This is a genomic window from Marinobacterium sp. xm-g-59 (genome assembly GCF_013283315.1).
GTDB lineage: Bacteria > Pseudomonadota > Gammaproteobacteria > Pseudomonadales > Balneatricaceae > Marinobacterium_E.
The window spans coordinates 307,887-333,502 of record NZ_WBYR01000001.1; the positions used below are offsets into that span (position 1 = coordinate 307,887).

Annotated in this window: 26 protein-coding genes; 9 read left to right on the forward strand and 17 right to left on the reverse strand. The window is 49.1% G+C overall.

Features of this window, described 5'->3' with window-relative positions; translation table 11 throughout:
* The first annotated feature begins 66 nt into the window (after positions 1-66).
* Both XMG59_RS01480 and queE read left to right on the forward strand, forming a co-directional pair.
* Positions 67-984, forward strand: coding sequence for a recombination-associated protein RdgC (locus XMG59_RS01480; protein WP_173482390.1), 918 nt, complete (start codon positions 67-69; stop codon positions 982-984).
* Positions 984-1,634: a 7-carboxy-7-deazaguanine synthase gene (queE, locus tag XMG59_RS01485; RefSeq protein WP_173494524.1), complete on the forward strand. Its 651-nt coding sequence runs from the start codon at positions 984-986 to the stop codon at positions 1,632-1,634. The genes XMG59_RS01480 and queE overlap by 1 nt, the downstream gene beginning before the upstream one ends.
* A gap of 294 nt (positions 1,635-1,928) precedes the next feature.
* Here queE and XMG59_RS01490 read toward each other — a convergent pair whose 3' ends face one another.
* Positions 1,929-3,464, reverse strand: coding sequence for a chloride channel protein (locus XMG59_RS01490; protein ID WP_173498092.1), 1,536 nt, complete (start codon positions 3,462-3,464; stop codon positions 1,929-1,931).
* 119 nt (positions 3,465-3,583) lie between these two features.
* Between XMG59_RS01490 and XMG59_RS01495 the strand changes: the two genes are divergently transcribed.
* The gene (locus tag XMG59_RS01495) at positions 3,584-4,750 is read left to right on the forward strand and encodes a cation diffusion facilitator family transporter (protein WP_173498093.1); all 1,167 of its coding nucleotides are present in this window, start codon (positions 3,584-3,586) and stop codon (positions 4,748-4,750) included.
* 54 nt (positions 4,751-4,804) lie between these two features.
* Here the strand turns inward: XMG59_RS01495 and gorA are convergent, their stop codons facing one another.
* Complete coding sequence (gorA, locus tag XMG59_RS01500) at positions 4,805-6,163, reverse strand: glutathione-disulfide reductase (RefSeq protein ID WP_173484240.1); 1,359 nt, start codon at positions 6,161-6,163, stop codon at positions 4,805-4,807.
* A gap of 310 nt (positions 6,164-6,473) precedes the next feature.
* On the opposite strand from gorA, the gene xthA reads away from it, so the two are divergent.
* Positions 6,474-7,289, forward strand: a complete 816-nt coding sequence (gene xthA / locus XMG59_RS01505; protein ID WP_173498094.1) for an exodeoxyribonuclease III — start codon at positions 6,474-6,476, stop codon at positions 7,287-7,289.
* Between the two features lie 5 nt (positions 7,290-7,294).
* Here xthA and XMG59_RS01510 read toward each other — a convergent pair whose 3' ends face one another.
* Positions 7,295-8,197: a universal stress protein gene (locus tag XMG59_RS01510; RefSeq protein WP_173498095.1), complete on the reverse strand. Its 903-nt coding sequence runs from the start codon at positions 8,195-8,197 to the stop codon at positions 7,295-7,297.
* Positions 8,198-8,401: 204 nt separating this feature from the next.
* Here XMG59_RS01510 and XMG59_RS01515 point away from each other — a divergent pair, with 204 nt between their 5' ends.
* Complete coding sequence (locus tag XMG59_RS01515) at positions 8,402-8,725, forward strand: metalloregulator ArsR/SmtB family transcription factor (RefSeq protein ID WP_254442871.1); 324 nt, start codon at positions 8,402-8,404, stop codon at positions 8,723-8,725.
* Here XMG59_RS01515 and XMG59_RS01520 read toward each other — a convergent pair.
* Complete coding sequence (locus tag XMG59_RS01520; RefSeq protein WP_173482305.1) at positions 8,722-9,033, reverse strand: branched-chain amino acid transporter permease; 312 nt, start codon at positions 9,031-9,033, stop codon at positions 8,722-8,724. The two genes, XMG59_RS01515 and XMG59_RS01520, sit on opposite strands and share 4 nt — an antisense overlap.
* Positions 9,012-9,686, reverse strand: a complete 675-nt coding sequence (locus tag XMG59_RS01525; protein ID WP_173484244.1) for an AzlC family ABC transporter permease — start codon at positions 9,684-9,686, stop codon at positions 9,012-9,014. Before XMG59_RS01525 ends, XMG59_RS01520 begins: the two co-directional genes overlap by 22 nt.
* 212 nt (positions 9,687-9,898) lie before the next feature.
* Between XMG59_RS01525 and XMG59_RS01530 the strand changes: the two genes are divergently transcribed.
* The 3 genes from XMG59_RS01530 (at position 9,899) to rarD (ending at position 12,282) form a co-directional block, all read left to right on the forward strand.
* The gene (locus XMG59_RS01530; protein WP_173482303.1) at positions 9,899-10,087 is read left to right on the forward strand and encodes a PA3496 family putative envelope integrity protein; all 189 of its coding nucleotides are present in this window, start codon (positions 9,899-9,901) and stop codon (positions 10,085-10,087) included.
* Positions 10,088-10,306: 219 nt separating this feature from the next.
* Entirely contained in the window at positions 10,307-11,383 is a 1,077-nt protein-coding gene (hisC, locus tag XMG59_RS01535) for a histidinol-phosphate transaminase (RefSeq protein WP_173495426.1), read from the forward strand.
* A complete protein-coding gene (rarD, locus tag XMG59_RS01540) occupies positions 11,380-12,282 on the forward strand; it encodes an EamA family transporter RarD (protein WP_173481500.1) in 903 nt (300 codons plus the stop codon). The genes hisC and rarD overlap by 4 nt, the downstream gene beginning before the upstream one ends.
* A gap of 310 nt (positions 12,283-12,592) precedes the next feature.
* Here rarD and htpG read toward each other — a convergent pair whose 3' ends face one another.
* The 10 genes from htpG to grxB form a co-directional block, all read right to left on the reverse strand.
* Positions 12,593-14,506: a molecular chaperone HtpG gene (gene htpG / locus XMG59_RS01545; RefSeq protein ID WP_173481501.1), complete on the reverse strand. Its 1,914-nt coding sequence runs from the start codon at positions 14,504-14,506 to the stop codon at positions 12,593-12,595.
* Positions 14,507-14,573: 67 nt separating this feature from the next.
* Positions 14,574-15,299, reverse strand: a complete 726-nt coding sequence (locus XMG59_RS01550; RefSeq protein WP_173481502.1) for a DUF599 domain-containing protein — start codon at positions 15,297-15,299, stop codon at positions 14,574-14,576.
* Positions 15,296-15,769: a YaiI/YqxD family protein gene (locus tag XMG59_RS01555; RefSeq protein WP_173481653.1), complete on the reverse strand. Its 474-nt coding sequence runs from the start codon at positions 15,767-15,769 to the stop codon at positions 15,296-15,298. The genes XMG59_RS01550 and XMG59_RS01555 overlap by 4 nt, the downstream gene beginning before the upstream one ends.
* 16 nt (positions 15,770-15,785) lie before the next feature.
* Positions 15,786-16,874: a DUF2235 domain-containing protein gene (locus tag XMG59_RS01560; protein WP_173481503.1), complete on the reverse strand. Its 1,089-nt coding sequence runs from the start codon at positions 16,872-16,874 to the stop codon at positions 15,786-15,788.
* A gap of 44 nt (positions 16,875-16,918) precedes the next feature.
* Complete coding sequence (locus XMG59_RS01565) at positions 16,919-18,361, reverse strand: YdiU family protein (RefSeq protein WP_173498096.1); 1,443 nt, start codon at positions 18,359-18,361, stop codon at positions 16,919-16,921.
* 2 nt (positions 18,362-18,363) lie between these two features.
* Complete coding sequence (locus tag XMG59_RS01570) at positions 18,364-18,687, reverse strand: DUF3301 domain-containing protein (RefSeq protein ID WP_173481505.1); 324 nt, start codon at positions 18,685-18,687, stop codon at positions 18,364-18,366.
* Positions 18,688-18,736: 49 nt separating this feature from the next.
* Positions 18,737-19,072, reverse strand: coding sequence for a thiol-disulfide oxidoreductase DCC family protein (locus XMG59_RS01575; RefSeq protein ID WP_173481506.1), 336 nt, complete (start codon positions 19,070-19,072; stop codon positions 18,737-18,739).
* Between the two features lie 61 nt (positions 19,073-19,133).
* The gene (locus XMG59_RS01580) at positions 19,134-20,477 is read right to left on the reverse strand and encodes a DEAD/DEAH box helicase (protein ID WP_173498097.1); all 1,344 of its coding nucleotides are present in this window, start codon (positions 20,475-20,477) and stop codon (positions 19,134-19,136) included.
* A gap of 379 nt (positions 20,478-20,856) precedes the next feature.
* Positions 20,857-22,242 (reverse strand): MFS transporter, encoded by a 1,386-nt coding sequence (locus XMG59_RS01585; RefSeq protein WP_173498098.1) that lies wholly within the window; start codon positions 22,240-22,242, stop codon positions 20,857-20,859.
* A gap of 128 nt (positions 22,243-22,370) precedes the next feature.
* Complete coding sequence (gene grxB, locus XMG59_RS01590; RefSeq protein ID WP_173498099.1) at positions 22,371-23,021, reverse strand: glutaredoxin 2; 651 nt, start codon at positions 23,019-23,021, stop codon at positions 22,371-22,373.
* 114 nt (positions 23,022-23,135) lie between these two features.
* Here grxB and XMG59_RS01595 point away from each other — a divergent pair, with 114 nt between their 5' ends.
* Positions 23,136-23,591 (forward strand): PaaI family thioesterase, encoded by a 456-nt coding sequence (locus XMG59_RS01595; RefSeq protein ID WP_173498100.1) that lies wholly within the window; start codon positions 23,136-23,138, stop codon positions 23,589-23,591.
* Positions 23,592-23,868: 277 nt separating this feature from the next.
* On the opposite strand, the gene fba is transcribed toward XMG59_RS01595, so the two are convergent.
* Positions 23,869-24,903, reverse strand: coding sequence for a class II fructose-bisphosphate aldolase (gene fba / locus XMG59_RS01600; RefSeq protein ID WP_173481511.1), 1,035 nt, complete (start codon positions 24,901-24,903; stop codon positions 23,869-23,871).
* A 42-nt stretch (positions 24,904-24,945) separates the two neighbouring features.
* Positions 24,946-25,608, reverse strand: coding sequence for a phosphoglycolate phosphatase (gph, locus tag XMG59_RS01605; protein ID WP_173481512.1), 663 nt, complete (start codon positions 25,606-25,608; stop codon positions 24,946-24,948).
* Between the last annotated feature and the right edge of the window lie 8 nt (positions 25,609-25,616).

Consider the following 25,616-nt stretch of genomic DNA (forward strand, 5'->3'; position numbering starts at 1 on the left):
GCTTGCATCCCTTCTATCAGAGCAACATAATAGCGCCCCTTCACCTAATCCGCATTTAGAGGTTTTATGCTCTGGTTTCGTAACGCCATTTGGTACCGTTTTTCTCCCAGTGATTCATTTAATGAAGCCGCACTGATGGAGGCGCTAGAAGCCAGACCCTTCGTACCCTGTAAAGGCGCTGAACCACGTTCAGTGGGTTGGGGTGAAGTGGCGCCTGGTGTCATAGATCTACCGGTACTGACCAGTCACGGTTTTCACCTAATCTCACTGCGTGAAGAGGAGAAGATCCTCCCTTCGAGTGTGATTAAAGATCAGCTCAACGAGAAGGTAGAGCAGATAGAGGCGACTGAAGATCGTAAGGTCTACCGTAAAGAGAAGGTGCAGCTTAAAGACGAGATTACCCTGACGTTATTGCCACGTGCATTTACACGCCGTAAAACCACACGTGCTCTTATCGCGCCTCACCATAAACTACTGATTGTGGAGGGCAGCAGCTTTAAGCGCGCAGAAGAGCTGCTAAGCACACTGCGTGAAGATCTAGGGTCACTATCGGTAAAACTGACCTCGACCGCGCTTCCGGCCAACAAAGTGTTCAGCGACTGGCTACTAGAGAACCGTGATCTACCCCGTGCACTTGAGCTGGGCGCTGTCACCGAGTTTACCGATCCTTTAGAGACCAGCAGCCAGATCAAGATTAAAGGCCAAAACCTGACTGACAAAGAGATCCAAGCGCACCTTAGCGGCGGCATGTTAGCAGAGCGCCTAGAACTGGTGTGGCGCGATCAGCTGCAGTTTGTCATGCACTCGGATCTAACCCTGCACTCGATTAAAATGACGGATCAGTACCAAGAGCAACAGAGCGACCGCGAGCAAGAGGACGAAGCACTGGCACTGGATGCTGATCTAGCCCTGTTGGGCATTGAATTTACCCGCCTACTCCCTGAGCTTTTGGAAGCCCTGGGCGGTGAGGCAGAAGAGGCTTAATTTTGGCAAAGACCTACTCCGTAAAAGAGATCTTCTACACCCTACAAGGCGAAGGCTTTCACGCAGGACGCCCTGCGGTGTTCTGTCGCTTTACCGGTTGTAATCTTTGGAGTGGTCGTGAAGCCGATCGAGTGGCTGCAGTCTGCCAATTCTGTGATACCGATTTCGTGGGTACGGATGGTCAAAACGGCGGCAAGTTCACCTCCGCCGAAGCCCTGGCACAAAGGATCGCTAGCTTCTGGCCAGATCCTAAGCAAGGACAACCCTTTGTCGTCATCACCGGGGGCGAGCCTGCCCTGCAGATGGACAGCGATCTGATCGATGCTCTACATAACCAAGGGTTTGAGATCGCCATTGAGACCAACGGCACCCTACCGCTTCCAAACGGAATCGATTGGGTCTGTGTCAGCCCCAAAGGGAGCTCCGAGATTGTTCTTTTAGAGGGCCACGAACTCAAACTGGTCTACCCGCAAAAAGAGCTCAGAGCACAGCCAGAACAGTTCCAAAATCTAAGCTTCGAACACTTCTACATCCAACCCCTGGATGACCAAAACGCGCTTGAAAATCGTGCACGTTGTATCGAATATTGTATGCAAAATCCTCAATGGAAATTGAGCATTCAGACCCACAAAATCCTTGACATCGACTGATCGTTTTTAACCTTTAATCCTCTAAAATCGAACACCCCAGTAACCATGAGGGCTAGCGAACTATGCTCACACTATCTGTGGATAACCTTGTGCATAGAGTCATCAAAGGTGAACTAAAGCGTCATACAAAGGTAAATACAGCAAATTGGTTAAAAATTAACCAATACTATTAAAGCTTAAATAAACAATAACTTAAATAGGTAATGTAATCTTGAATTGTCTATTTTGGGCCTAACCTGATCTTAATGTCGAAAATAGAACTTAAGTTAGCACTTTAGCGACACTGATGCAGAATTACTCACTCGCCTCTTTAAAAAAGCGCTCAATATCATCTCTTAGCACCCTGCCTATGTGTCGGCCCTTTCTAGTGACAAGCAACTCATCTTGGCCACTCGATTGCATCAACTCCATCGCTTGTAACAGGGTCGCTTTGGACTCAATCACTACCTGATTATCTGTAGCAAAATCCGCATCACTCTCACTCAGCTGAATCATTAACTCTTTAACGCTGTGGCTGGTCATGACGCGTCTGTAGATTTTCGTGTTTCGACTCACCCCTTGAAGCAACAGCAGTCGCTCAAAGATCGAGGGGCGGTTAAACAGCGATCGCATGATCAGGTCTGAGAGTACGATTACCGTGAGGGCTAGCGTTAGGGTGTGGACATTGCCGCTGAGTTCAAATACGGCCAGTAGAGCTGCCAGTGGTGCATGTATGACCGCTGATAACATCGCAGCCATCGCGATCAGCGATAGGCTGGCCTGATCAATCTCAAAATCGGTGCCGATTAATTGATAACCAAGGATAGAACCGATCAACGCGCCTAAGGTAAGCGAGGGCCCTATCATTCCTCCAGGTATGCCTAGGCCGATTACCAGAGGCGGTATAAATAGGTAGAAGAGAAGTAATAGATAGAGGGCTTGTTCCGCATAGGCTTGATCAAGGGTACCCAGCATCACTTCGTGTACAGGGGTGAACAGGATCGGCTCATAAGCAACCAGCGCACCAACTAACAGGCCTGAGAAGATCAATTTCGCTGGCCAATATTGCCCACGCTGTTTTGCTAATCGCGTGACGATCTCGTGAAACAGAAACGCCGCGACACCGATGAGTACTGCCAACAGCACCAGAACTGGCAGGTGAGCAAACAGGTCACTGCTTTTCAGGCTGTGACCCAACAGTTCTGGAGAACCAAATAGGGCTCTGGAGATGGCATCGGCACTGATGGAAGCGACAATAATGGCGGTAAAGCCGACCAGGCTGTATTCAAGAAGAATGACCTCCATCGCAAACAGAACACCGGCTAACGGGGTATTAAAGAGCGCAGCGATGGCGGCCGCAGAGCCGCAGCCTATCAGCAGCCTTTGATAACTGTTAGAGACGCCCACTTTGGTGCCCAACCAACTACTGAACGCCGCACCAATGTGAACCCCAGGCCCTTCACGACCTACGGGTTGTCCGGTGCCTATGGCCAAGGTCGCACCCACGATCTGATTCAATAAGTTTTTAAAGGGTAAGGCGCCATGTTGGTAAGAGAGGTGCTCAAAAAGATGCGGTATGCCCACTCGGCGGCTGTCTTTAGATTGACCACTCCAAAAGAGCCATAAGAGCACAGAACCCGTTACAGGCAGAGCAAAAAGAACCCAAGGATCAGATGTCGACAACCCAAGCCCGCTAACCAGTTCAGTCGGTAGCGTAATGAGCCAACGGAACAGCCCCATCACCAATGCGGTGACGACGCCGACGGCGATACCTAATAGCACAAGCTGGGGTAACTTATTAAACGACGCTCTACTTGAGTTAGGTGTCGTATCTGACGGCTTTGAAGACATGTCGCTAGGCCAATAGTCATGAATGAATAGACAAAATTTTATCACATTCATTTTACAGAGACTCTGGCCCTGAATGCCTTAGTCACTTATCCTTATCAGAGTTAACTCTGGGAGCTTTCATGCAAAACGAATTGGATACCCGCCGTAAAGAGGCCGAAAAAGTCACACTCATTGGTTCAGCCGTCGACCTCTTTTTAGGGGTGACTAAAATTGTGGTTGGTTTTTTTGCCAACTCGGCTGCCCTGATTGCTGACGGTGTTCATTCGCTCTCAGATCTTGCCACCGATTTTATGGTGATTGCGGTTCTACGCATTTCTCATCAAGAACCCGACGAAGATCACCCTTGGGGGCATGGTCGTTTTGAGACGGTGGGTACCACGGCGCTGGGTGTTGTCTTGATTCTGGTGGGTCTTGGTATGGCCTACGAGTTAATCAGCAATCTATTCTCAGGTGTCCCTGCCGAGGTGCCTACCTGGCCGGCTCTGGTTGTTGCTGCTATCTCAATCATCTCTAAGGAGTGGATCTTCCGTTATAGCCTTGCGGTGGGCAAGCACCTTAAATCGGATCTATTGATTGCGAACGCCTGGCACTCACGAACTGATGCGCTGTCATCGATTGTGGTGTTCGTTGCACTCATTGGGGCCATGCTCGGTTGGGTTTGGCTTGATGCAGTGGCGGCAGTATTGGTAGCAGGCCTAGTCACTAAGATCGGTTGGGGACTGGTTAAACGCAGTCTTACGGAGTTGGTTGATACCGCCCTACCCGAGGAGCAAGCCGCCGAGTTTCGTGCTGTTGTAAATGAGGTTGAAGGCATCATTAACGTTCACGACTTCAAATCACGTCCCATGGGAAGCCAGATCATTCTAGAGATGCACCTTCAGGTTGCACCACATTTGAGCGCCAGCGAAGGCCACTATTTAGGGGACCAAGCGGTCTGCGCGTTGACCGAGGCGTTTCCGGAGATCAGCCAAGTGATCTTCCACATCGATACCTACAATGATGAGCATTTAGATGAGTTGAGCTGCCCGATCATGCCGACTCGTGGCACCATTCGAGAAGCGGTTGATGCTGCATTGAACGATGCCGTTGGCAGCAGCAGTGGTTATCAACTGCAGCTCTACTATTCGCCGAAGAAGGTTGATTTAGAGATTCGTCTACTACCGGCTATGCAGCCGTTGTTGGATGAGAAATCACTGACTCCCAGCCAGTTGAAGCAGGCGCTTAAAGAGACGTTAAGCAAACACAGTTGGCTTCACCATCTAGAGGTGCTGGTTGTTGCACAATAAGAAGTAACACACTGGTATCGGCCATTAAACATACCGATACCAGTGGCTTAGAACTTAACGGGTTTTCTGCCTCATTGTGACAAACTCTTCAGCAGCCGTTGGGTGAATGCCGATCGTTCGATCGAAATCACGTTTAGTCGCGCCCGCGATGACTGCAACTGCAAGACCTTGCAAGATTTCACCAGCATCCGCACCGACCATATGAATGCCCACGATTTTATCAGTGGCAGACTCCACGATCAGTTTCATCAGTGTGCGCTCTTCACTACCCGAGATGGTGTGGCGCATCGCTCTGAAATCTGAGACGTAAACATCCACGCTGTCAAAACGTTCACGCGCCTGCTCTTCCGTTAGTCCCAAAGTACCAATATTGGGCTGGCAGAAGACCGCCGTTGGGATTAACTCATAGTTAGGCAGTTCGCCCTCACCGCTGCCATAGAGGTGATCAACCAACGACATCGCCTCAGCGAGCGCGACAGGCGTTAACTGAACACGATCGATCACATCACCTAAGGCGTAAATTGATGGTACTGAACTTTGGAAATGATCATTAACCTCAATGGCACCTTTGCTATTCATCGCAACGCCTGCTGATTCGAGCCCAAGGTTGGCCGTTTTAGGCACACGACCTGTGGCATACAGAATCTGATCAACAACACGGACTTCACCGTTAGACAGGGTTACATCGAGTGCACCGTCAGAACGCTTCTCGATGCTAGCGACATCGGTATTAAAGCTTAATTTAATCCCTTTGCGAGCCACTTCAGTTGCCGTGAACTCGCGCACCTCTTGGTCAAAGCCACGCAAGAATAGATCGCCTCGGTAGACCAGTTCCGTTTGTGCTTGCAGACCGGCAAAAATACCGGCGAACTCAATGGCAATGTAACCACCACCGACCACCATGACGCGCTGTGGGAAGCTGTCTAGATCAAAGACTTCGTTTGATGTGATGGCGTGCTCTTTACCGGGAATATCGGGCACAAATGGCCAACCACCGACTGCCACTAAAATACGCTCAGCCGTTATTGTCTCACCATTCACGCTGACTGAATTAGGACCTGTCACCGTTGCGCGTCCATTGATGCGGGTACAACCCGAGTTATCCAACAATTTACCGTAGATACCATTGAGGCGAGCGATCTCGTGCTTTTTGTTGTCACGCAGTGTCGCCCAATCAAAGCTGACGGAGTCTGCATTGACACCAAAGCCGCGACTCTCTTCGATCTCTTGCATGTACTCCGATGCATAGACGTAGAGTTTTTTAGGCACACAACCGACGTTGACACAGGTACCGCCCAAATGGAGATCCTCTGCCACGGCCACTTTAACCCCTTTCGCCGCCGCCATACGCGCCGCACGCACACCACCAGACCCTGCACCAATAACAAAAAGATCGTAATCGTAACCGCTCATGCTCTACCTATCTGAGATCATTAATATTCAATCACTTAAGCTTACCCTGTGTGAGAGGCTGCATCCAATTAAGAAGCGCAAATGATGTGATTGAGTAGGGCTATTGGCACCGGTGTCTGGCCTTCAGCCTGACATCCACTATCTCAGCGTTTTCCAGGTAAGTAGTAAAGCATACTTGCGGATGACAGGCTGAAGCCAGTCACCGAAAAGATCGCCTCATCTTTGATAAGGCTCCAACAATAACAGGGTTATTCTTTTAACCCTCCCCCATTTTCGGTAGCATCCAAGCCACTAGACTTTGGAGGTTGTTATGTTTGTTGTCTCGTTTAATACCAATGGCATTCGTGCGCGTTTTCATCAGTTGCAGGCTTTGGTGGATAGCCACTCGCCCGATGTCATCGGTATTCAAGAGACCAAGGTGCATGATGATCAGTTCCCGATTGAAGAGATGGAGAAGCTGGGTTACCACGCCTATTTCCATGGTCAAAAGACCCACTACGGGGTTTGCCTTCTCTCCAAAGAGCCGGCTTTGTCGATTCAAAAAGGGTTTGTCACCGATGAAGAGGATGCTCAACGTCGCATGATCATCGGGGATTTCAAAACAGCCAAGGGAGAGACACTGCGTATCATTAATGGCTATTTCCCGCAGGGCGAGAACATAGCTCACGAGACAAAATACCCTGCCAAACGCAAATTCTACGCGGATCTAAGTGACTACCTACAAAATGATAATGACCCCAACAGCAATCTACTGGTGATGGGGGATTTGAACATCTCTGCGACCGACAAGGATATCGGTATCGGTGAACCCAACCGTGTGCGCTGGCTGAAAACCGGTAAAACCAGCTTCCAACCCGAGGAGCGTGAGTGGTTACAGCGCCTGTATGACTGGGGACTGGTTGACTCATTCCGTGAACAGCATCCAGAGACCAACGATCTGTTTAGCTGGTTCGATTACCGCAGTCGCGGGTTTGAAGATACGCCTAAACGTGGTCTGCGTATCGATGCAATCATGCCGACCGAACCTCTAATGCAAAAGTGTTTGGAGACCGGCATCGATCTGGATATTCGTGGTATGGAAAAACCCTCTGACCACGCACCAGTCTGGGCTAAGTTCGATCTTTAAATACTTTATTGATCGTGAATAACCAAAATATCGGACTCTATTCTATTTAAAAGACGTGCGGTGGTGCTGCCCATTAAGAAGCGCTCCACCCACCCTTTTTCGGGTGCGCCCAGAATCAACAGATCGATCTTCTCTTGCTGACAGAACTCAGGCAATTTTTCATCCGCATCCCCGACAATCAATTTAAGCAGTGGCGAGCCCAATGGACGGTTTAGAGGCTCAATCAACGATTCAATTCTTTGACGATGCTCCTCACCTACCTGTTTCTGAAGCGATTCAAAATCTTCTGCTAAATGCTCATCGTAGATGACGCTCTGTGGAAGTGTTTGAAAACAGTGAACGACATGAAGCTCAGCTGACAGCCGTTGTGCAAAGTGATCAGCCACCTCAAGCAGTTGCTTCTCCAACCTGTGATTGCGACTATCCAGATGGAACGGATCAATGGCTACGGCAATCCTTGGGTGGGCCTGCCAGGGTTGATCATTGGCTAGCAGAACCGGTTCATGGAGACGACGCACCAACTCTTGCTCATCGCCACCGATTAGCCAATCCAACAGATCATGTTTTCTGACACGGGGTACCACCATCAAGTCAGGCTGGTAACGATCTGACTCTTCTAGTGCCGCTTTAAGAAAGCTAGGGTGCCAACGAATATCAGCCGCTACATCCTGTGGTAGGTCTAACTCTTCGATGTGCCGCTCAGCTTGGTTGAGCCTGTGCGTCACATAGAGTGCCAACGCATCCTCTTGTGATGGTTGATCTTCCGCCGTCGCCGTTTCAAACGCAGCGTTATAGACCGACTGAAACCACTCGATATGGGACGACTCTGCACAGAGTGCCGACGCTTTTAACAGCGGCTGCGGAGAGTAGTGTGACTCTTCACTAGTGACCAGTACTCGTTGGAACATAAATACTCTCCTGCACTCTACTATGCGATTAATTGCAGTATAGCGTTAACTGTCGAAATGAGCCTGACTCAGCGCAATTAAGGGCGATTAATAGATTCGATAGGATAATAAAAATTTACAAACCCCCATCAAGTCGTTATATTCAAAACTGCTAATTAAGCAAATTCACATCCCTTTGGGGACCGATCATTACCGAGTTCAACTATGACAGATACACAACGCCTACCCGCAGACACATTAGAGCTAATGCGTGAAAACTCAAAAGAGGCCGCGCGTTTGATGAAGGCACTCGCAAACGGTAGTCGATTAATGATTCTTTGCTACTTGGAAGGTAAAGAGCTCTCTGTCACCGAGCTAAACGAGCATCTGGATCTAAGCCAGTCCGCCCTGTCACAACACCTAGCAGTGCTGCGTCGTGATGGCCTAGTTAAAACTCGTCGCGATTCGCAAACGATCTACTACTCACTTGAAGGCGATCGTGCACAACGAATTATCAGCACTCTGCACGGCATGTACTGCGGCATTTAAATCAATAGCATGTACAACAGGCTGCCCAGCGCAATGCTGAGCAGCGCATTTTTGCTCAACCACTGAGTCACGGCTACCAGCATTAAACTTCCCAGACTTACTGCCCACTGTTGATTGGCCATCGGCAGATCAGAGACCGCATACACCACCAACAGAACCATTAAAACGGGCGGCAGATATCGACCCAGATACTCCAGTAGTGGGTGCTGACTGTGACGCGATAAAAAGAGAAACGGTAGCGCACGTGTAGCCACTGTTGCCAACGCTGCTAACGCTATAAAGCTGATCAGATAGAGTGACTGGTCCATCGCTGCCTCAAGTAGTTAATTAACATTAGAACCAGTGCGGTAGTGATCGATAGCAACAGCATCTGATCTTGCCAAAGCCAAATGGCAATCAGCCCAATCAAACAGGCTATCAACATCAAACCCGCCGCTCTATGCGTTCGATACTGCTCAACGGCCAGTACCACGAACAGTGCCGGCAGCACTATCTCCAAACCTAAATCGGGCAGTGTCAACTGAGCGCCCAATAGAGCACCAATCAATGTACCGAAAACCCAGTAGCTCTGATTGATGCCTGCCAAGCGCCAATAATCTTGCTGCTGCAGGCCGCTCTCTTTTGGCAGCCCGGTTATCAGTGAGAAGGTCTCATCGGTCAATGCAAAGACCATGTAGGCCTTACGCCACCCAGTAAGCTTTAGCGAAGATAGCAGTGTCAGGCCATAGAAGATGTGCCGACTGTTCAGGAGGAAAACAGCCACAAACACTTCTAACAGCCCTGCATGATTGGCAATCAAACCCACCGATAAAAACTGGGCAGAGCCGGCAAACACAATGACGCTGAATGCAACGGCCCAATACCAATCCAATCCCAACTCGGTGACAAACAGCACGCCGAAGGCCATCCCAAGTGGAAGGTAGCCAAATAGAACCGGCAATGAGAGTCTAAAAAGATGCATGCATTCACTTCTCGTAAAAAAGCGATCCTCGCTCAGGCTCTTGATCAGGTCAACTTTATAGATAGTTAAAATATCGATTTTTATTGAAATCAGATTGAAAAAATTAATTTTCTCAAAATTCTAAGCATGAACTATATTCCGCATTAACGGTAACCCTCGACCGTGACTAGCGTCAGAACTGAGCGATCAATTTTATAGAGTGAGATTAAGAGATGGGCAGCAAAGTCCGTGTCGATGAAAAGATCGAAGACCTCGACGATTGGAATGATCAATTCGAAGAGCAAGAGAGCCAACGTAACCGATCCAGATACAATGCTAAGCGCAGACGTCAGATCGAAGATATTATGGAGGATCGCGTTCTCGCCAGTCAGTTACGTGACGCTTACGACGAACTTTACTAGGCTCCCCGTACCACCTAAGTCTTAATAAAAAAGGTTGTGGTCAAAGTTTAACTTTGTTTATATGGAGTTGACTGAAGTTGACCTTAATTATTGAGGGCAAGTTCGGCACACCCGACCGGTGGCAGTATCAATAGCTGACACCGGTCGACCTCTTCTTCTTTCCCTACTTCGCTTCTGATACTATCTCAGCTCAAATTTATCCATTTGTAAGGTTTCGTTATGAGTAAGTTTTGGAGCCCGCAGATCCATGATCTCGTTCCTTATACACCCGGTGAACAACCTAAGGTTGCCAACTTAGTTAAACTCAACACCAATGAGAATCCTTACCCCCCTGCTCATGGGGTTCAGGAAGTGTTAACCGCGTTTGAGACCGATCGTTTACGCCTCTATCCAGACCCTGAGTCTTCTGCGCTCATCAATGAGCTTTCAACCACTCTGGGTGTGCCTAACGAAAATCTATTTGTCGGTAATGGCTCAGACGAAGTGTTGGCTCATGCGTTTATGGCTTTCTTCCGTCAAGAGAAGCCACTGGTTAAACCAGACATCACTTACAGCTTCTACGATGTTTATGCTGATCTATATGGAATTGAGATTAAGAATCAAAAACTTAATGATGATTTCTCAATCTCTTTAGAGGATTACCCACTGGATAATGGCGGTATCATTTTTGCCAACCCGAATGCTCCTACTGGGTTAGCTCTGCCGTTAAAGCAGATCAAAAACCTACTCGATCGCAACACTGAAACGGTGGTATTGGTGGATGAAGCGTACGTCGATTTCGGTGGCGAATCGGCCATTGAGCTAGTGAATCAATACCCTAACCTTGTGGTGACACAGACCTTCTCTAAGTCGCGCTCACTTGCTGGTTTGCGCATCGGTTATGCAGTCGCACAACCCCATCTGATCGACGGCTTGAATCGAGTTAAAAACTCATTCAACAGCTACCCTATGGATATGCTCGCGATCGCAGCTGGCGTTGCCTCATTGAAAGACAGCGCCTACTTCAAGGAGATGTGTGACAAAATCATCGCAACGCGCGAGACCACTCGTGATCGCCTTGAAAAGCTAGGTTTCAACATACTTCCATCAGCAACCAACTTCCTCTTTGCCGAGCACCGGTTTATTGAGGGGGGTGAGTTGATGGGCTATTTACGTACTAAAGGGGTGTTAGTTCGCCACTTCAGTCGCCCTGAGATCGCGAACTTCCTTCGCATCACCATTGGTACCGATGCTGAGATGGATGCATTGATCGACGCACTCAAATCGCACCCTGATATGGTCGAGCTAGACGCTTGAACCAATCAATAGCGTCACAACAGGACTCACACAAAGAGTATCGACAAGGACTCTTCCAAGGCACCCTAGCTTATCTAATCTGGGGCTGCTTTGGACTCTACTTTACCCTACTCGCCGAGGTACCCGCCGACGAGGTGTTAGCACACCGTATTGTCTGGTGTGTGCTCTTTGTTGGCTTGCTAATTCTTCTACAGAAAAAAATCCGTTCCACCTGGACGATGTTAACGTCCAAGAAGACGCTGTTCTGGTTAAGCATTTCATCACTGCTCATTAGTGGTAACTGGTGGATCTATATCTGGGCGGTAGGCAGTGGCCAAGTGATCGCGGCCAGTCTGGGTTATTTTCTGTCGCCTTTGGTTGCGGTGTTGTTGGGTCTTATCTTTTTTAAAGAGCAACTCAACAGGTTACAAAAAACATCGGTCTTCTTCGCCTCTGTCGGGGTCTTATGGCAGATAGTCGCCATTGGCGAGTTCCCATGGATCGCTGTTAGCCTCTCGCTGCTGTTCGGCTTTTACGGCGTCGTGCGTAAGCAGATAGCGGTCGATTCAGTCAGCGGATTGTTGATTGAGACCCTAATCATGTTGCCGATCGCTCTGATCTACCTAAGCTTGCTAGCCACCCAGGGTGTTGATCATTTCGGAGCATTCACTTGGGAGTTAATCGGTGCCGGCGTCATGACCGCTGTTCCACTGATGCTGTTTGCCTCTGCCGCCAGAAAGCTTCCGTTAGGTACCGTAGGCTTCCTAAACTACATCGCCCCGATCATGCAGTTTCTTAGCGCTGTGTTCATTTTGAACGAAGCCTTCGGCATCGATCGTTTTATCAGCTTTGCTTTTATTTGGGTGGGGCTGATTGTGTTCAGTGTCGATCTATTTCGTAAGGCTAAGGCTAACGGTTAACAGCGGTGTCAGACCTTAGGTCAGACACCAGAGTGTTAAACTGGCTACGCAGCTGCGGGTCTGACCTTTGGTCTGACCCAACTCTCAGCACCGGTGTCTGGCTTTAGCCTGACATCCACTCTTTAAGCGTTTTCCAGATAAACAGTAAAGTTGACAGCGGATGACAGGCTGAAGGCCAGTCACCTGAAATAGTAATCGCGGCCTTTTCAAGACCGCTCCAACTGTGCCTAATTTTGTTGGAGCGGTCTTGGAAAGGCCGCGAACAAAAAAGGCCTGACAGTGTCAGGCCTTTTTGCTTCAAGTGGAGTGTTTAAGCACTCAACTCTAACAGCAGTTTGTTCAGACGAGCTGTGTAAGCTGCTGGATCCTCTAGCTGACCGCCGGTCGCTAGTTGAGCTTGATCCAATAGAATCATTGCCAGATCAGCAAAACGATCTTCATCGGACTCTTGATCAAGCTTACCGATCAGTGGGTGCTCTGCGTTGAACTCAAAGACGGGTTTAGTCTCTGGAACTGCTTGGCCAGCCGCTTCCATGATACGACGCATCTGTAGACCCATATCGTAATCCCCAAGCACCAGACAGGCTGGAGAGTCGGTTAGACGCTGTGAGACACGGACAGAGTCGACACGGTCGGTAAATACACCGCCAAGACGTTCAATCAGTGATGCGTACTGCTCGTTCTGCTCCTCTTGAGCTTTTTTGCTCTCTTCAGACTCTTCACCATCCAGTTTCAACTCGCCTTTGGTGACGTCTTGGAACGACTTGCCTGAGTAGTCCATCAAGTGGCTCATCATCCACTCATCAATGCGATCAGTCAGAAGCAGCACTTCAATGCCCTTCTTACGGAAGATCTCTAGATGTGGGCTCGCTTTAGCCGCGTTGTAGTTATCGGCGACTAGGTAGTAGATCTTCTCTTGATCTTCGCCCATACGCTCTATGTAGCTGTCTAGGCTGACGTTCTGATCGCCGTTGCTGTTCTCGGTCGATGCAAAACGCATTAGCTTAAGAATGCGCTCACGATTCGCATGATCTTCCGCAGGGCCCTCTTTCAAGACCTGACCAAACTCTTTCCAGAACTCTAGGTACTTCTCGGCATCCTTCTTAGCGAACTTCTCGATCATATCGAGGCTTCGCTTAGTCAGAGCGGACTTCAGCTTATCAACGTTTGGATCTTTCTGAAGAATCTCACGAGAGACGTTTAGTGATAGGTTTTTCGAATCAACGACACCTTTAATGAAGCGCAGGTAGAGCGGCAAGAACTGATCCGCTTGATCCATGATAAAGACACGCTGAATGTAGAGCTTAAGCCCTTTAGGTGCTTCACGGTTCCAAAGATCATACGGTGCTTTGGACGGTAGGTAGAGAAGACTGGTGTACTCTAAGTTACCCTCAACGCGGTTGTGGGCCCAGCTAATTGGCTCCTGGAAATCATGAGAGACGTGCTGGTAGAAGTTTTTGTACTCCTCCTCGGTCACCTCTGACTTGTTCTTAGTCCACAATGCCGTTGCGCTGTTAACCGTTTCGATCTCAGGCGCATCCTTTGATGACTCCTCATCACCCTCTGCCGGCATGGGCTGTTTCTCCATCTGCACAGGCATCGCGATGTGATCTGAGTATTTGGTGACTAGAGAGCGAAGGCGCCAATCGCTGGCAAACTCTTTCGCATCCTCTTTCAGAGTCATGACGATACGCGTGCCACGCTCGGGCTTGTCGATGGTTGCGATATCGAACTCGCCTTCACCCTTAGAGGACCAGTGAACACCCTCTGCCGCGTCTAGACCAGCACGACGGGTGTATAGATCAACCTGATCAGCCACAATAAAGGCCGAGTAGAAACCGACACCAAACTGACCGATCAGTTGTGAATCTTTTGCAGCATCGCCGGTCAGATTTTGCAGGAAGCTAGCGGTACCTGATTTAGCGATGGTACCTAGGTGCTCAATGACCTCATCGCGCGACATACCGATGCCGTTATCTTCGATGGTAATGGTATTGTTCTCTTCATCAGCAGAGACGCGAATACGCAGTTCACCATCGTTTTCGTAGAGGTCGGCGTTAGACAAGGCTTCAAAGCGTAGCTTTTCAGCCGCATCTGAAGCGTTGGAGATCAATTCACGTAGGAAGATCTCTTTATTAGAGTATAGAGAGTGAATCATCAGCTGCAGCAGCTGTTTCACTTCGGTTTGAAAGCCAAGAGTTTCTTGTTTCGTTTCGGTTGTCATAGCTTAGACCTGAATTCCCAAGTTACTGATTAACACTCCATCAGATATGGGGGATGCCGATCTAATTTCAACCCTTGGCGTTGATATCAGTACTCATCATTAAGGTTCTTAGCGTCGAAGAGCTGAATTCACGACGATAGAGAATCCAGACAACCACTGCACACAAGAACATAAAGAGCCAGGTATTGACCATCCACCCTAGCACTGCGATGGCAAAGTAGTAGGTTCGTAGGCCGGCATTAAAGTTATTTGCCGCCATACTGGCCATGCGAGCCGAGCGTTCTGCGTGCATATCGAGAGTCCGTGGATCGGCATTCTCTTTGGGGTTGGGGCCGCCACCAATCATGACCGAGACAAATCCATACTGGCGAATAGACCAGGTGAACTTAAAGAAGGCGTATACAAACATCACCATCAGCACGATGATGCGCAGGTCCCATTGCAGTCGAGTCATCGGCTCTGTGAACGGCAGTTCAGACAGAAGGTCGATCGCCATATCAGAGCGAGAGAGCAGGGTCAGAAGGCCGGCCAAAATCAGCATGGTGGTGCTGGCAAAGAAGGTGACACCGCGCTCAAGATTGGTGATCGTTGTGGTATCAGCCACCCTCACCTCACGATCCAGCGCCGCGCGCATCCACTCCTTACGATAGAGGTGCATTAGGCTAGCCAGACAGGTAACACGATAACTGGCTCGCTTAGCGTAGATGAAATAGCCGTTAAAACAGAACAAAAACCAGATCAATGCGACCAGGTCCAGATTGAGTGAGATCAGCATCTCTAACAATGAGTTCATGCATTGCCTCCTTGCTTCACTTGACGCTGTGCTGCCGTTAAGGCGCGATCCAACGCGTTGGCAAACTCACGACGATCTGCCTGACTCATACCCGATTGGCCACCAGACTGAATACCGCTAGCGCGCATGGTTTCGTAGAAGTCACGCAGATTGAGGCGCGCTTTGATGTTCTCTTTCGTTAAGGCCTCGCCACGATGGGTAAGTACGCGAGCCCCTTTATCGATCAGATCATTAGCCAACGGCAGATCTGTAGCGATGACAAGATCACCAGCGGTCACTCGATCAACGATCTCTTGATCAGCCTGATCGGCACCCTGAGGGACTCGACGCCAGTTTAAATAGGGGGAATTAGGTAACTGATAGAAGTGGTTTGCAACGAACTCCATCTCTACTTTTCGATTGAGTGCTGCCTTGATGAGAATATCTCTAATCACCACAGGACACGCATCCGCATCAACCCAAACTTTCACACTCATTCCTTGAAATCTAAGAAGCGTTCAGTATCCCCTCTTCCCCGTCGAGAAAACAAGCCTGAAACTGATATAGATGATCAATTTCACACAATTGGTGAGAGATAGGGGAAGTCAGATGGGGCCCTACTCGATTTTTGGGACGGTAACTGGTGTTGTTCATTAACTCAAACACACTCGAATCGATCGTCTCAAAGCGATTCTGACAAGTACCTATTGGACGCCAATGGCGATCGCTAAACCAGTCATACAGCCCACCCAAAAACAGATCATAGGAGTCGTGAGGCAGTTCAAAGTTAGAGGTTTGAGTCTTCACAGACTCAGCATCCAGCTTCAGACCCGAGTGAATCAGTGACTCGCATATCCATTGGCAAGAGTGGGTTGAGAGCGTTGAGTCTGTCCCTCCGCCAACATCCCCATGCGATCCGGCAAACCATCTTTGCTCAACGATCTGATTCTCTTCAAGCTTGGGTGACCAGAGTGTCGGTATGAAATCTGCACGATGCTCATCAATGGCTAGTGCTTGAAAGCCCCGCTTCACATTGGAAGCTAAGCGTGTGTCATGAAAGCCCCACAAATAGTGGTTTAACTGTTTAAAGCTACCCAATGGAATGCCCAACGACCCGACGGTATCCCAAACGGCAATCGCCTCAATCTGTATCGGGGTGGCAAACTGGGCTTTGAATCGATTTTGTTCACGACGGGTGCCGCGTCTGTAGAGCTGGTAGCAGGAATCGAATTGCTCTAGATGCTCAAATTTAAGCAGACCCAATCGATCAATAAGACCCGACAGGCTTCTCGCCGCAAATGCCCCTCGACTGTAGCCGACCAGGTAGACCCGATCGCCCGTTTGGTAGTGCTCCATCAACCATAGATAGGCTTCGGCTATCTTGTCAGAGAGCCCCCAACCAAAGATGCCTCCTCTAATCTGTTGCCAGGCTGAAGTGCCTACTCCAGGGAGATAATGAACCTGTTGTGGAATATCTGTGTCTGAATTGTGAAGAGCCTCAACTAAGCGCACAACATGGCTGTTTTGATCGCCATCACTCAAATCCGAATCGGTTTTTTGCCAAGTACCATCAAAGGCCAGCAGTAAATTGCGCACCAGACTCTCCTATCGTTTTTAAAAGTACTGTGCGCTTTAGGTTGCTATGACGAGCAGGTTAAGAAGATTCCCTCTGCCCACTTCGGTGGAGCATCTGCATAGTCTGCCAGTGGCACATAGTACTTAGTGGGTTCACGAACCATGGCAAGCAGATGATTCACGCGTTGATAGTCACCTTCGTGAGCGTCGCGAATCGCCTCTTCACACATGTAGTTACGTAAAATATAGACAGGGTTTAAGGTTTTTGCGTAATCCAGACGTGATTTTATTGTCTCCTCTTCTGTATGACGTTCCGCATAAAAACGGCTTAACCACTCTGAATAGGATTCGGGGCTCTCTACTTCAGCCCCCAAAGCGTCGCCCTTCTCTAGATCCGTTAAAGCTAGAATAAAACGATTGAGATCACCCTGCTGTTTTTCTAACAACGCGAGCATCTCATCTATCAGCGCTTTATGAGTAACCCCTGGATTCGGTAGTGCCAATCGCTGAGAGAACTTAGTGTAGTAGGCGTCAAAATAGAGCGTTGAGAATCTCTCGAGTTGAGCCTCCAAGTCGGATTTATCAATCAGAGGGATTAACGCCTGAGCTAAGGCCGCAAGATTCCACTGCATGATGCTCGGTTGATTACTGAACGCGTATCGACCTCTGTCATCGTTCTTATTTGCGATGTGGTCCGGCTCATATCGATCCATAAAGGTAAACGGACCATAGTCAAAGGTCTCTCCTATGATCGACATATTGTCGGTGTTCATCACGGCATGAACAAACCCGTAACTCTGCCACTGTGCAACCAGGTAGGCACTTCGCTCAACCACCTGTTGATACATGAACAGATAGGGATTTTCAGCCTGTTTCGCGTCAGGGTAGTAACGATCGATCACGTAATCGGCAAGCTGTTTCAGGTCCTCATGCTGGCCTGAATAGTAGAAGTACTCAAAGTGACCAAAACGTATGTGACAAGGTGTCACCCTAAGCACTTGAGCACAGGGCTCTGCCCCATTTCGTAGGGTAAACTCCTCACTGCCAAAAATAGCCAACGCACGTGTGGTGGGAATACCCAGACCAAACATCGCTTCACTAACAAGGTACTCACGAATGCTGGAGCGAAGTACCGCTTTACCATCAGCAAAGCGCGAATAGGCGGTTTTACCTGCCCCTTTAAGGTGGAAATCCCATCGATTGCCAGCAGGGTCTAGATGCTCGCCGAGCAAGATACCACGCCCATCACCGAGATCTGGGTTATAGACACCGAACTGGTGACCTGTGTATTTCATGGCCAAGGGTTCAGCACCCTCAGGGCCCTGCTCAGTGGTGAAGGTATCCACCAACTGACTGGGCGCCCATTCACAGGGATTTAGCCCTAATGTTTGAGCCAGAGGTGCATTGAAGCTGATTAGATGAGTGTTCTTTAACGGAGTGACAGAGACCGACTGATACCAGTGAGAAGGTAAACGGGCATAGCTGTTATCGAAATTGAGCTTAGACATGGCTAATCCTCAAACTTATGAGCCTCTGAGGTAATGCTCTCTAGACGATTGCCAAGCAAAACAACTTGGCCACGGTAGCGTTGATCGCCGGTCGTGGTGAACTCAAACTGATATCGACGCCAAGGTGCCAAGCGGCCTCTATCATCTCGTTTTAGCCAAAGTGCACGCAGTGAGACGTTTTGGTCCAACAACTGCAGATCCAACTTGTTGCAGTAACTCTCAACTGCATTCAGTGCGCGCTCTCTAACGGCTAGGCCTTTGTACCAAACATAGATAACACCTGCGACTAGAGTCAGGAGAAAGAGATCGGTAAGTTCAATAAACACGCTGATGGCCTATAAAGTGTGAGAATGTCGACAGTCTAATCAAGCATCTTTATTTAGTATAGAGTCGATCGTATCGCCAACGTGCCCAGCGCTTATAAGCCAGATTGGCTATGGGCTTGATGATTGGCCAACCAAGGATGCGCCAAATCCAGCCCCAGCGGGTATGTTGCCAAGCGGCTATGTTCGCGTCGATTCCAGTTACCCACTGTTCACCACGCTGCAGATGAAGAACCTTGAGCATGTTAATGCGTTCTTCTTCTGTCAGTTGATCCGATACCTCATGGATATCTTGGAGTTCTAACTGTTCTCCCTTAATGACTGCCAACTTATCCATCTCGGCAACACAGAGCGAACATTTTCCATCGTAGTAGAGTGTCTCTTTCATGTAAGAAGATACGAAACACTTCTCAAAGCGGATGACCGGATAATCTGTCGATTAAAACAGATTACAGATCGCGGTTAACTGGCTTTTTGCGATTACCACCAAAACGGCGAGGTTTACGTTTGGGTGTTCCATCAGCCGGTCTATTGCGTCTTGGTTGATTTTGACGCGGTGCTGGTTGTGCAGATGCACCCTCCGCTTTCTGCTTTGGTTTCTTAGGTTTTTTCGGTTTTTTCGGTTTCAACGGCGGTTGTAGCTTAGACTCTGGCAGTGGATTGTTTGGAGCAAACCCCTTCAAGTCGCGACGTTCGAGAAGCTTTTGCGTCAAACGTTCAACCGCTCGAAGCTGATCGAACTCATCAATAGAGACCAAGGATACCGCCTGACCCACACTGCCGGCACGACCGGTGCGGCCGATACGGTGTACATAATCTTCTGCCACGTTGGGAAGATCAAAGTTAATCACATGAGGCAGCTCTTTAATATCGATACCACGTGCTGCTATGTCGGTAGCCACAAGGATCTGAATATCGCCCTGTTTAAAAGCTTGTAAGGCACGCGTGCGAGCGCCCTGGCTCTTATTGCCATGGATAGCCGCTGCCGTAATACCCGCCTTATCCAGCTGAACGACCAGACGATTTGCACCATGTTTAGTTCGGCTGAAGACCAACACCTGAAACCAGTTATTGGTCTTGATCAAATCGATGAGAGCCGCTGTCTTGCTCTTCTTATCAACCCCAATGACCCACTGCTCAACGGTGTGAGCGGTCGCATTTTCAGGTGAAACCGAGACCTCTACAGGGTTGTTGACGATGTCGTGGGCAAGCTCTTTGATCTCTGGGGAGAAGGTCGCAGAGAACATTAGGTTTTGACGCTGTTTAGGCAGCAGGTTAAGGATCTTGTGAATGTCACGAATAAAGCCCATATCGAGCATGCGATCCGCTTCATCTAATACCAGCACTTCAAGCTGATCAAAACGAACTGCATTCTGCGAGTAGAGGTCCAAAAGGCGACCCGGTGTCGCTATCAATATATCCGTACCCGAGCGAAGCTTTTGCATCTGTGGGTTGATCTTAACCCCACCAAAAACCACATTGCTTTTGAGGTCGGTGTATTTGCCATAGAACTCAGCATTGTCTTGGATCTGAGCCGCCAGTTCGCGTGTTGGTGTCAGCACTAATGAACGAACATTATTGCTTTTCACCCTAGGGCCAGATTGCAATCTCTCGAGCAGAGGCAGAATAAAGCTAGCAGTTTTACCCGTTCCCGTTTGCGCAGCCGCCATAACGTCCTTACCGGACATCACGGCAGGAATGCCTTCACGTTGAATAGGAGTCGCTTCTGAATAGCCTTTTTCAGCTATTGCACGAGTAAGAGGAGCCGAAAGGCCAAGAGATTCGAAAGACATGAGGACACTCAAAATGTTAAGGCGCGCACAGTAACATAAAGCGTGGCTAGGCACACGTGAAAAACCATTGTGCTCGTTCTCAGTCGGACGGGGACTACTGGCACGAGATTTGAATCTGGCACCCCGTTCCCCGTCCGACTGAGAACGAGTCAACCTGAATACGCGAAGCGATGTTTTTGACATTTCGCTTCGACCTTAGGGCTAGCTCCAGTAGGACTCCGTTGCGGGCTTATCGCGAAGTCCTATTGTAGGAGGGAATTCAGCTCTGCTGAAACCCCGATCGATTTCAACAGCGGGTGACAGGCTGAAAGCCAGTCACCATAGTTCGTAGGAAGATCAGCGCTCCAGTGACTGGCTTTAGCCTGTCACCTGCTTCAATTTAAACCTTTCTCCACGAGAACCAAGCCGCTAGCAGTGCGGTTAACAGCGATACTGTCAGGGCATTGGTTGTGACACTTTCGAGAAGCTGTGGATCAGACTCCCCTATTGCGGCGCCAGCAAAGTAGAGTCCCAGTAACAGGGTAATCACCGCCATTCCAATCAACTGGCCACTCTGTCTTGATAGGCTGAGGATTGCTGAACCTATTCCCATTCTCTCTGCAGGGAGTGTTGCCAGTGCCGCGGAGTTGTTTGGGGTAGAGAACATCCCATGGCCGGTGCCGATCACCATAATACAGAGCCCGATCACCCAAAGTGGTGTCTCGTGATTCATCAAAGTTAATGCCAGTAACCCAAGGGCTATGGAAATACTTCCTCCCGTCGCCAGTAGACGGTGTCCTATTCGATCAGAGACGCGTCCCGCCAGCGGCGCGATGATCGTCATCATCAACGCTTGAAGCATCATCAGCTGCCCAGTATCCGTGGGCGACAGCTGTCGGTTGTATTGCAGGTAGAGTGACAAAATCAGTACGATGCCGTACTGGCTGGCATACATAAACATGGCCGCGGTTGCAGAGTTGATGAAGGTTTTATTCTTCATCATCAAGTCGATTCTCACCAGTGGAAATGCCTGTTTGCCAGACCATTTGATGAAGAGATAACCCAGACCTACTCCTAAGAGTGCAAGCAACCAACCGTTGAGTTCAATCAGGCGAGTACTGCCAAAATAGAGAGCTGCAATGGCGGCTGAGAAAATGGCTGTACCGACCCAGTCGATCTTATGCTTTTCACTGCTTTTCCATTCACCCGGAATAAACAGTCGAATCGATAAAATGACCCCTAGCAATATCGGTACCGGCAACATAAACACAGATCGCCAGCCAAACAGATCGACCAACCAGCCACCTATTAGCGGGCCTGCAGTCATGCCGAGATAGACGGCTGATGTCATCCAACCCAAAGCGGCCCCTCGTCCACCTGCTGCGTAGATACGGGAGATCATGGCCATACCCGCGCTGGCTAGGATAGCCCCGGCAGCCCCCTGTACCACACGCCCTGCTAACAGTATTTCAATATTGGGCGCAAAAGCCGCCATGGCGCCACCCAACGCAAAAAGACCACAACTGATGAGAAAAGCCTTTTTAAGACCAATGAGATCCGATAGACGACCGCCTGGCAGTTGGGAGATCAAACTCACCAGAAGGAAGATGGCCGGTATCCAACTGATCAATACCGCATTGACTTGAAGGTCTTGAGCAATGGCAGGTAGTGCGACCAGAGATGCCGACACGGCTAAAGGAAACTGCAGAATCGCTAGACTGAGGATAATCAGTGCTTTTAGTCGAGCTTGTGAATAACGCTGATAGTAACGCGCAAACTGTGTCATCTAACGTCCTTGTGAAAAATTTTAGCCATCAGCTAAATGTCAGCTTTGCACACTATTATGAACCCAGCTGTTGTAAACACCCCTTTGAGAGGGTGAAGCCCTTTCCCCTCTCTTTCTTTTTTCTTCCCTTAGATGGCCCTGTCTGTGTAGAGCTCAACATTGGTCAGTTGTGCTACTTCATTGATGTAATCTACAACCTGCGTGGGCATCTGAAGATCTTTGATCACGGTTAAGTTGCGTAACATTGGAAAAATCATAACGTCATCCCAGCTAAGCTGCCCACCTCTATCCGAAGGCTTAATCAGCTTAGGCAAATCATTTAAGACCTGCTCTACAAGGGCTTGGTGTTCAGCTGTATTGTCCAGAGCTTGCTCAAAACTACACTCAATCATCGCTTCCTTGTTCACACGATAAAAATCAATTGCCGATTGAGTTTCAAACTCAGGCAAACCGATCTGTACATTGCGAGGAAAAAGCAGAGAGAAGATCGCGCGATTTACTGACATCAGTGGTTGTGTGAAACGATCAGAATCACCACCTTCGACTATTACCTGATCAGCCTTGCCTAACTCATCCAACTTATGAGCGATATCCAGACTTTCGCCCATAGATTGGCCATCAATCTGTAAAATCGGCACCATTTTTTTGCCAACACGCTCAATACAACTGTCGGCATCGTCATTCAGCAAATAGACCGACTCAAAATTAACCTGTTTGTATTTAGCGACCATGTCAGCACGGACGCAGAATGGACAATGATCATATTGGAAAAGCTTCATAATAACTCTCTTACATCGGGGATGGCTTATTAGAGCACAACTTATCCATCAGTATGTATCAACCTAGATAAGATAATTGCTATTCTCTATTCAAAGATGTGAGAAGGAGTCTCAATGAACCAAGCCATTCAAGATCTCTATCCAGAGAGCCATAGCCACTGTTTCGGCTGTGGTCGATCAAACGCGGATGGATGGCACCTGAAAAGTTATGTAACAGGTGACACAACCCTAGCTCGCTTCACGCCAGAGAACAAATACAGTGGCGGCGTTCCTGGACACCTCTACGGCGGCGCGGTCGCCTCCCTACTCGACTGTCATGGCACTGCATCAGCGGCCGCTTTAAGCTACCTGCAGAAGCATGAAACACTCGAAAAAGATGCAAAGATTCAACGCCACGTTACGGGGCAGTTGAACATCAAATACCTTACCCCCACTCCAATGGGCGTAGAGTTGCAGCTGCATGGCGAGCTGCTATCCATCGAGGGGCGTAAAGTGCGAGTTAAGTTGACCTTATCCGCCAATGAAACGCTCTGTGCAGAGGCTGAGATGGTTGCGTTTGGCGTTGAGTGATTGTTGGAGCGGTCTTGTAAAGGCCGCGATTGGTATTCATTAGAGTTTATCTGAAAGCAACAGTGACTGGCTTCAGCCTGTCATCTGCTTTTTCGGTGTTTTCCAGATAGGCATTAAATTCTCACGGCGGATGACAGGCTGAGAGCCTGTCACCGGCACCATTGCTGAAGACAGAAGAAGGCTAGCCGACGCCAGTCGGATAGAAATGCTCTTGATCTTAAGAGAGATCGCGGCCTTTTCAAGACCGCTCCAACGTTTTGAATGGATCTTAGGTCGATTAGTACCGACCCGCCATATCATCCATAGAGATCGGTTTGATCTTACTGCCCTGTCCGGCACAGCCGAAGGCTTCGAAACGATCTTTGACGATACCTGAGGCTGCATCGCGGGCTGCGGCTAGGAATTTACGTGGGTCAAACTCGCTCTTCTTCTCGGCCATCATACGGCGCATAGCACCGGTCATTGCCAAGCGAATGTCGGTATCAATGTTGACCTTACGAACACCGTTTTGAATCCCTTTAACGATCTCCTCTACAGGGACACCGTAGGTCGGTTTCAACTCGCCACCAAACTCACGAATGATCGCTAACCACTCCTGTGGCACGCTGGAACTACCGTGCATCACCAGATGGGTGTTCGGGATTGCTTTATGAATCGCCGCGACACGATCAATTGCGAGAATATCGCCCGTCGGTGGGCGTGTAAATTTGTACGCACCGTGGCTGGTACCAATCGCAATTGCTAGGGCATCGACGCCAGTTTTCTCAACAAAGTCTTTAGCTTCATCAGGGTCGGTCAGCATTTGATCATGGCTCAAAATACCCTCAGCACCCTGACCATCCTCTTCACCGGCTTCGCCTGTCTCTAGCGAACCAAGACAGCCCAGTTCACCTTCAACCGATACACCGACTACATGCGCCATTTCACAGACTTGTCGAGTGACATCGACGTTGTATTCGTAGGTGGATGGCGTTTTACCATCGCTCATCAACGAACCATCCATCATGACACTGGAGAAACCAGAGCGGATCGACTGCATACAGACTGCAGGTGATGCACCGTGATCCTGATGCAGGACAACCGGAAGATCCGGGTGTGTCTCGATAGCCGCCAAAATGAGATGGCGAAGATAAGCCTCACCGGCGTAGGTGCGAGCGCCAGCAGATGTCTGCAGAATCACAGGACTGTCTGTTGCCTGCGCTGCTTGCATGATCGCTTGCACCTGCTCAAGGTTGTTAACGTTAAACGCAGGAACACCGTAGCTATTCTCTGCGGCGTGATCAAGTACCTGACGTAGGGATACAAGTGCCATTATTTACCTCCGAAGAGTCGATTAAGTTATTGAATTGATGGGTTAATCCACCAACTCTGAAAAGTCTTGAATGACGCGATCGGGGTTAGCCGACTCAATCGGTTCACCCATGTTGTAACCGTAAGGAAGTAACCAAACATCAATGCCTGCATTACGCGCCGTGGCCGCATCGATCGAGGAGTCACCCACAAACAGTGCATCCTCTGCTGAGATTTGCCACTGCTCAAGGCAGTCTAAAATTGACGTTGGGTCAGGCTTCTTCACTGGAAAACTGTCGCCGCTGACTACAATATCGAAGAGTTCCGTTAAACCGTGAGCCGCTAACACACGATCGGTGTATCGGCTCTCTTTATTGGTAACCACTGCCAACTTGACCCCTTCAGACCCAAGCTTTTTAACCACCTCTAAAACATGTGGATAGAGGTAACTGGTGGTACCGCAGCAGCGTTGATAGTGCTTATCAAAGACAGGTAGTGCGCCTGCCAAAATAGGTCCAGACTCAATCTCTTCAATGGATTGGTTGTGGATGTAAGCCAGGGCTTTAATCAACAGCGCACGTGTGCCGTGCCCTATCCACGAGTTGACCTGTTCTTGAGTCACCCTTGCATAACCACACTCTTCTAAAGTGGCATTGGTGGCATCATAGATCTCCGGCGCCGTCTCGACTAAGGTACCGTCAAGATCAAATAACATCGCTTTATACATTTCTGTTA